This is a genomic window from Pelomonas sp. KK5 (genome assembly GCF_001984095.1).
Taxonomy (GTDB): domain Bacteria; phylum Pseudomonadota; class Gammaproteobacteria; order Burkholderiales; family Burkholderiaceae_C; genus KK5.
Genome location: NZ_LYVQ01000401.1, coordinates 1 through 2,810 on the forward strand (window position 1 = coordinate 1; position 2,810 = coordinate 2,810).

Here is a 2,810-nt window from a genome sequence, read left to right on the forward strand (position 1 = left end):
CGCTAGCTGCGCTGGGCCATGTAGCGGCTCGGCGGCACGCCGAAGGCGCGCTGGAAGGCCGCGGTGAAGGCGCTGGGGCTCTCGTAGCCGACGTCGAAGGCGATCGTCGTCACCTGCTGCCCGCAGGCCAGGCGCGACAGCGCTTCCAGCAGGCGCACATGCTGGCGCCACTCGGCCAGACTCATGCCGGTCTCGTCGCGGAAGCTGCGGGTGAAGGTGCGCCGGCTCATGCAGGCGCGGGCCGCCCAGTCGTCGATCGAGTCGGCGCGGGTCGGGTCCTCGATCAGGGCCTGGCAGACCGGCAGCAGGCGCTTGTCGCGGGGCATCGGCGCGGCCAGGCTGGCGCTGGCCGGCGTGGCGATGCTGTCGATGATCAGCTGCACGATGCGGCCGTCACGGCCGGCGGCGTCGTACTCGCGCGGCAGCGTCATCGCTTCCAGGATCAGCGCACGCAGCAGCGTGGAGACCTCGATCACCCGGCAGTCCGTCGGCAGGCCTGCACCGGACTCCACATAGAGCGTGCGCACCGACACCGCGCTGCGGCAGGTGACCTCGTGATAGACACCGGCCGGCATCCAGATCGCCCGCTGCGGCGGGATCACGAAGCTGGCCGCGTCGGTGACGACGGACATCACGCCCTGCGCCGCATAGAGCAGCTGGGCGCGGTCGTGGCAATGGCGCGGGTCGACGAAGCGGGCGGGGTATTCGTCGGCCAGCGTCCAGACGGGGCGCGGCACCTGGGCGAGGTCTTGGCTGTGCAGCATGGCAACGATCCTGCAAGATTCGGGCGAGGCCGGCAAGCCGGACAAGCCTGATGTTGCGCGCGGCCCGATCGCGACAGTGCCCGACCCGCAGCGAACAGCGCCGCCGGCCCGCCGCTCTTACGCTCGGCCCATGCACGATCATTTGCCTCCCGACGACGAACTGCGGCCCGACATGCGCCGCTTCGCCCAGACCCTGGCCGCCGCCTATGCCCAACACCCGCCGCTGGCCAGCGTGAGCCTGAACGAGGTGCGCCGGATCACCGAAGCGGTGCGCGCGCCGCTGGCCCAGGGCGGGCCGGCGATGGCCGAGACCCGCGAGCTGATGATCGACTCGCCGCACGGCCCGCTGCGCCTGCGCCTCCATCGTCCGCCGGCCGAGGCAGCGCCGCTGCCGGCCCTGGTCTATCTGCACGGCGGCGGCTGGGTCTTCTTCAGCATCGACAGCCACGACCGGCTGATGCGCGAGATCGCCGCGCGGGCCGGGCGGGTGGTGATCGGCGTGGACTATGCGCGGGCCCCGGAGGCGCGCTTTCCGGTGGCGCTGGAGCAGGCCACGGCCGCCTGGCGCTGGGCCCTCGGGCAGGCGGGCGCGCTGGGCATCGACGCCTCGCGCATCGCGCTGGGCGGCGACTCCGCCGGCGCCAACCTTGCGCTGGCGGCGGCCCTGGACCTGCGCCGGCAAGACCTGGCCCCCGACGCCCTGCTGCTGAACTATGGCTGCTTCAGCGACGACGATGCCACCGAGTCCTTCGCCCGCTACGACGGCCCCCGCTTCACGCTGGCGCGCGACGAGATGCGCGGCTTCTGGAACGAGTACCTGGGCCCCGGCGGTGACCGCGACGACCCGCGCGCGATGCCGCTGAAGGCGCGGCTGCAGGGCCTGCCCCGCTGCTGCCTGGTGGTGGCCGACTGCGACGTGCTGCGCGACAGCAGCCTGGCCCTGGCCGCCAGGCTGCAGGCCGCCGGCGTGCCGACCGCGCTGCAGCGCCACGCCGGCGCGCCGCACAGCTTCCTGGAGGCGGTGTCCTTCGCGGAGACGGCCGATGCGGCCTTCGCCCAATGCTGCGCCTGGCTGCGCGACGCGCCATGACAAGGAGCGCCCTGCCCGCGCTGCTGCTGTCCCTGGCCTTCGCGGCGGCCCACGCCGCCGAGCCGCCCGACCTGTGGCTGGAGAACAGCGCCGCTGCCGACACCCGGGCCTGGATCAGCGCCCGCAACGCCGAGAGCGAGCAGGCCCTGCTGCGCGACCCGCGCTTCGCCGCCGAGAAGCAGCGCTTCCTGGCCCACGGCGGCGCCGCTCAGGTAGAGGATTACCTCGACGGCGGCCTGGTCCATCGCCTCGCCACCGACGCCCGCCACCCGCTCGGCAGCTGGCGGGTCAAGGCACCCGGCCGGCCCTGGCGCACCGTGCTGGACCTGGATGCGCTGGCGCGGCGGGAGCATGTGCGCTGGAAGTTCCCGCTCTGGTGGAAGAACCCTGCCTGCGACGTGACGATCAGCCAGCGCTGCATCGTCAACCTCTCGCCCGACGGCGGCGACCGCACCGTGCTGCGCGAGATCGACCTGCGCAGCGGGCGCTTCGTCGACGCCGCGCACGGCGGCTTCACCATCACCACCCCGGCCCGCAGCTACGCGAGCTGGATCGATGCGGACACGCTGCTGGTCGCCAGCGACTTCGGCCCCGGCACGCTCAGCAGCGCCGGCTACGCGCGCCAGGCCCGCCTGTGGAAGCGCGGCACGCCGCTGTCGGAGGCGAAGCTGGTGTTCGAGGCGCCGGCCGACGCCGTGCTCTTCATCCCGCACAACTTCCGCGACGGCCCCCGCGGCCGCAGCCTGTTCGTGGCCGAGGTCTGGCACCAGGCCGCCGGTGCGCCGAGCTGGTGGTGGATCCATGCCGGGCCCGGTGGCTTGCCGGCCGAGCGCTGGACCCCGCCGGCCGAGCTGGTGCGCTACCGCGGCCTTGCCGGCATCGTCGACGGGCGCCTGATCGCGATGACGGCGCAGCCGCTGGGCGACTGGCCCGCCGGCAGCCTGCTCGCGCTGCCC

At 73.8% G+C, this 2,810-nt stretch carries 2 protein-coding genes and 1 pseudogene; 2 read left to right on the plus strand and 1 reads right to left on the minus strand.

The window, feature by feature from the left end:
- Positions 1-2: 2 nt before the first annotated feature.
- The gene (locus B0W88_RS30945; protein ID WP_077038316.1) at positions 3-764 is read right to left on the minus strand and encodes a helix-turn-helix domain-containing protein; all 762 of its coding nucleotides are present in this window, start codon (positions 762-764) and stop codon (positions 3-5) included.
- Between the two features lie 130 nt (positions 765-894).
- Between B0W88_RS30945 and B0W88_RS30950 the strand changes: the two genes are divergently transcribed.
- Both B0W88_RS30950 and B0W88_RS30955 read left to right on the plus strand, forming a co-directional pair.
- The gene (locus B0W88_RS30950) at positions 895-1,854 is read left to right on the plus strand and encodes an alpha/beta hydrolase (RefSeq protein ID WP_077038317.1); all 960 of its coding nucleotides are present in this window, start codon (positions 895-897) and stop codon (positions 1,852-1,854) included.
- Positions 1,851-2,810, plus strand: a pseudogene (locus B0W88_RS30955) (hypothetical protein); the annotation flags it as partial. The gene B0W88_RS30950 and the pseudogene B0W88_RS30955, both read left to right, overlap by 4 nt.